Source organism: candidate division KSB1 bacterium (assembly GCA_022562085.1).
Lineage (GTDB): Bacteria > Zhuqueibacterota > Zhuqueibacteria > Oceanimicrobiales > Oceanimicrobiaceae > Oceanimicrobium.
This window is the reverse complement of sequence record JADFPY010000359.1, coordinates 1-4,486: the sequence shown is the minus strand read 5'-3', so window position 1 is coordinate 4,486 and position 4,486 is coordinate 1. Positions and strand designations below refer to the sequence as shown.

Annotated in this window: 5 protein-coding genes; 2 read left to right on the top strand and 3 right to left on the bottom strand. The window is 47.2% G+C overall.

The window, feature by feature from the left end:
- Both IH879_20165 and IH879_20160 read left to right on the top strand, forming a co-directional pair.
- Nucleotides 1-742 (top strand): FAD-dependent oxidoreductase (locus IH879_20165; GenBank protein ID MCH7677244.1); only part of this gene is annotated, 742 nt, incomplete at its 5' end.
- Between the two features lie 39 nt (nucleotides 743-781).
- Nucleotides 782-1,615, top strand: coding sequence for a redoxin domain-containing protein (locus IH879_20160; protein MCH7677243.1), 834 nt, complete (start codon nucleotides 782-784; stop codon nucleotides 1,613-1,615).
- A gap of 434 nt (nucleotides 1,616-2,049) precedes the next feature.
- Here the strand turns inward: IH879_20160 and IH879_20155 are convergent, their stop codons facing one another.
- From IH879_20155 to IH879_20145, 3 genes are all read right to left on the bottom strand, one after another.
- A complete protein-coding gene (locus tag IH879_20155) occupies nucleotides 2,050-3,450 on the bottom strand; it encodes an IS1380 family transposase (GenBank protein MCH7677242.1) in 1,401 nt (466 codons plus the stop codon).
- A gap of 178 nt (nucleotides 3,451-3,628) precedes the next feature.
- Nucleotides 3,629-4,165, bottom strand: coding sequence for an Rrf2 family transcriptional regulator (locus IH879_20150; protein ID MCH7677241.1), 537 nt, complete (start codon nucleotides 4,163-4,165; stop codon nucleotides 3,629-3,631).
- A gap of 144 nt (nucleotides 4,166-4,309) precedes the next feature.
- Nucleotides 4,310-4,486 (bottom strand): hypothetical protein (locus IH879_20145; GenBank protein MCH7677240.1); only part of this gene is annotated, 177 nt, incomplete at its 5' end.

Here is a 4,486-nt window from a genome sequence, read left to right as displayed (position 1 = left end):
TGAGACCGGATATTTGGACAGTACCTCAGCCATGGATCTGGAGACGCTGCCGCGCTCGCTGATCGTGTTTGGGGCCAGCGCCGTTGGGCTCGAGCTCGCACAAATGTTTTCCCGACTCGGGGTGCGCGTCACGATACTGGAGGCGCTGCCACGGATCGTGCCTGCCGAGGATCCAGCAATTGGCAACGCGCTGGCCGAGTACATGGCGTCTGAAGGAATGGGGATCCATTCTGGGGTGACGATTGAGCGGGTTGAGCGGAACGGCGGGTACACCGTACGCTTCAGCCAGGACGGTCATGCCGCCACTGTGACGGCTGCGGAGAACGCCCTGACTGGCAATACCCTGCCGTTCGATCTCACGGCAGTGCCCAAGGTCACTTTTACGGATCCGCAGGTGGCGTCGGTTGGGCTCACCGAGGAGGAAATCCGATTCCAGGGGATGGAGCCGATTAGCTCAGAGTTGCCTCTTGAGCATATCCCCCGTGCGCTTGCCGCGCGCGACACGCGTGGTTTCGTCAAGCTTGTAGCAGACAAGAACACACGGAAGATCCTTGGGGCCCATATTCTGGCCTCCGACGCGGGCGAGATGATTGCGGAGCTGGCACTCGCCGTTCAGTTCGGACTCACGATCGAGAACCTGACATCGGTGTTCCACCCCTACCTGACCCTGTCCGAGGGGATCAAGCTTGCCGCGCAGACGTTCGACAAAGATGTGGCGAAGCTGTCGTGCTGCGCGGGATAGGGCCCGGTTTCCACAAGTAAATAAAATAAGGAGCCAAAAATGAGTGAAAAAAACAATATTAAAGGTTCAGCTGCGAATGCCTCAGAATATCGCTTTAAACGCCTAAGGACTCAGCTCTTGATGCAAGATTTTCGGTTCAAGAAGAGGGCGCCTGGCCCTGGCGACCCCTTACCGGAGTTCGATTTGGTAACGACAACTGGCGAGCGAATCAAGACGAAGGACTACACTGACAAGCAGCCACTTCTGCTGATATTCGGGTCGGTGACCTGTCCGATGACTGTAAGCGCTTTTGCGCCGTTGAAGCGACTTTACTCTAAATTCGGCGACAAGATAGCTTTCGTCATACTCAATGTTCGTGAGGCACATCCAGGGGAGAACTATCAGCAGCCGGAAACTCTTGACGAAAAGCTCGAACATGCAAAGGCTATGCAGGACCATTATGATATACCGTGGACAGTAGCTGTTGACGACATCGATGGGAGTCTACATCGAGCCTTAGACACGAAGCCGAATGCTGCCTATCTCATGAATACAGAAGGCAAGATTGCATTCCGTTCGCTTTGGGCTGGTGATGAACAGGGATTGGAGCAAACATTGGAGCGTGTTTCGGCTGGCAAAAACCCAGTAAAACCACAGAGTGTAGCGATGTTTGGTCCACTGGCTCGAGGCATCGGATATTTTCACGAGGTGTTGAAGCGCGCGGGACCACAGGCGCAGCGTGACCTGCTGAAGGCTGCACCTCCAATGTTTTTGGTTGGGCGGATTGCGTTGCTCTTTCGACCGCTCTCTCTCAACTCACGGGGCATTGCTGCCTTGGCGACGCTTGGCAGCTTAATAGTTATGACCATTGGTGTGGTGATATGGCTTAGCTGAACCGATTTCAAAATGAGGGAAACAACAAATAAACCATGAACTTAAACTTTAAACTTCTACCAAAAAGGAGGGAAACAAAAATGAAAGCAACAGTCATTAATTAATTTGGCGATATCGACGTGCTGAAGTACGAAGACAACGGAAAACTATATACTTACTGGCTTGCCCGTCCGAGACCACCACCATGAAACGCTTGGAATCGTTTCGGCAACGGGTCGAGGCAGTTCTAATAAGTCCTAAATTGAGCGATTCTTGTTTGGCAAAAAAAATATTAGCCGGCAGATGTGATTTTAGCACTGCTTTTCCAGATTCAATGTTGAACCCTTCGTTTTTGGTCCCGAATGTGCATTGGATTTGTCATTTTTCTTAACGGAGAGCGAAAATAGGACTTTGAAGACGTACTTCACCCTCGAATTTTTTGAATTTTCTTTTTTCTATGTTACCGTTATAGGTACTGGTATTTTGACCCGGTGCCATAATAATTTTAACTGTAGCTGTTCAACAACAGTCTCTGTCACTTTCAGAATGATGTGACCGCCGGTTGCCACGATTTTCGCAGCAAAGTCGATGATCCTTCGTCTAAAGGTATTTGGATAGCATGTCACCGGAATAACATCGTCGAGCACATCGCGTTTGAAGGCTTCGTAAAGAAAATGGCTGATGACTAAAAAATAGTAGTATGCCCGGTTCATACCGAAGCGTTCGAATGGCAATTGTTCTTTGGTAGCAAATTCTTTTATGGAACGATGTACGAGTTCCCCCTTGCCGCGTTGATGGTTCAGTTCGATAATGCCCTCCGGTGTCAGGTAATGCTGGCCGCCGGCTCGGGTGAGCTTTTCGGTCAACACTTTATCGGTTCCGAGGTTTGTGTAAATGAAACTATCGGTTTTGGCAAATTCCAGATTCAGTTGGCCGTCTTCCTCTGTTTCCAGGGTTGTGAATATACATCTGCGAAATTTCGGCCAGCTCTTCAAGCGATTGCCAAACTCAACATACTGCCAGGACTGCTTGCCTTTGACAAGCGTCTTATACTGTTGTGACGGAATTTGTTGTGCGTATTGTTTTAAATCAGCATACTGTTTACCGGCACAGATATAATGAATCTTCAATCGTTCTTCAAAATAACGAAAATTGGCATCGTCGAGGAAGCCGCTGTCGCTGAGCAGAATGATGGGGACATCGCTATACTTTTTACGAATGAGGCGGGTTATTTTGGCGACGGATTTGATGACATCACAGCCGTGATTACTGTGAGCGCTGCCATTGCGAAAAATCACATCGACCAGATAAGGCCCCCAGGAAATATGAAAAGGCTGGAACCCCTTTTTTTTCTTATAAGTCGGCTCAACGCCTTCGCGTTTGTCAGCATCGTCGTTGTCTAGAATCATGGTGTCGAGAAACAAAATAATGATAGCAGGTTTTTCTATCTTCAGACGCCAAATAAACAATCGATGCAATAAGCTCCGATAAACCCGATTGCCAATATAGGCAAGTTTACTAAAAACACGTTTCATTTGATGAGAGGATGCCATTTGCTCAGGAACGTTCTCCAAAACAGCAGCATAAGATTCGTCACCTTTACGACGGTCAAAACTGCTCATCGACATATCCGTACCGTCGATGAAATGGGCAAGAAGCTGTTTGATAAATTGGTAAATCGGCAGACCTTTCGCTGATACCCTGAGAAAGTTAAAATATTTCTCAAACAGAGGATAAAAAATGATGTTCTCAACATATCGCAGGAAGAAAAATATGCCGCCGCGACCAGAAACTTTCTCTCTTGTGACGTCAATTTTGGTAATTTTTGCTTGCGTCGATACGGATTTTTTTGCCATATTCTTATACCTTTTGGGTTTGGTGTTATTATTTCCGTTGATTCATTACAATTAAAATAATAACAATAGCTTACAAACTCAAAAGGTTTTTTATTTTATCTACAATCGCTCAACTTAGGTATTAAAAACAATCCGCCGAAGGCTGAGTGAGGTTCGGTCTTTGATTTTGTTTAAGAAATCAGCCAACCAGCGGTTTTTCGATGATTTTTCCCGACTGAAAAACAAAGTCCTGTCTCAGTTGCTCAAAGGAGAATCCTTCTGCGAGTTTTTTTGAGATGCCTGAACGGTCCATGATATCCCGCGCAATATCTGCCAGCGTTTTTTTGGCCAGAACATTTTTAATTGCGCTTTCCGCATCAGCAAAAACGCCGCTCAAGGCATCCTGAATATTGTGACCAATCGGGCATTCTTGATTTGGATCGCGGTAGTGCAGATGAAAGAGGCAGGAGTCTTCAACAGCGTCGTGAATTTCGAGGAGGGTGATTTTGTCCGGGTTTTTTGCGAGCTTTGAGCCGCCTTCCGGGCCGGTTGGGGAAACGACCAGGCCGGCTTTGCGAAGCAGACCTAAAATTCGGCGAATGACTACGGGATTCGTGTTTACACTACCAGAAATAAAATCTGATTTAAATACCTGATACTTGCCGCTTGCTAATTTAAATGCGGCCATTGCCACCATAACGTGGGTGGCGACGACAAATTTGCTACTTGTGTTCATAAAATCACCTACGAGTTCGTAACCAATATAGTTACAAAAACCGTTTCTGTCAAGAAGTTTTACAGATGAGGTGTCTGTTAAGTTTCACCTGTCTGCCCTTGCCTTTTTCCTCCATCTAAATCAATAGGGTCATCTAAGGTTTGTTTACTTTTCCAGAGCTATCGGCGCACCTAAAAGATTATCCGGAATTGCAAACGCATTGACCAGGTGAATGGCATCGTCTTTGAGCTCGGTGCAGAGCTGGTCGACCTGGTTACGGATGGCTTTGGCCTTGTTGCCTTCGATGTAGCCGTTTTCCAGGAACCAGCCGTTATCTTTCTC

Coding starts and splice junctions, on each gene's coding strand:
- IH879_20160 (MCH7677243.1), top strand. CDS start 782: ATGAGTGAAAAAAACAATATTAAAGGTTCAGCTGCGAATGCCTCAGAA.
- IH879_20155 (MCH7677242.1), bottom strand. CDS start 3,450: ATGGCAAAAAAATCCGTATCGACGCAAGCAAAAATTACCAAAATTGAC.
- IH879_20150 (MCH7677241.1), bottom strand. CDS start 4,165: ATGAACACAAGTAGCAAATTTGTCGTCGCCACCCACGTTATGGTGGCA.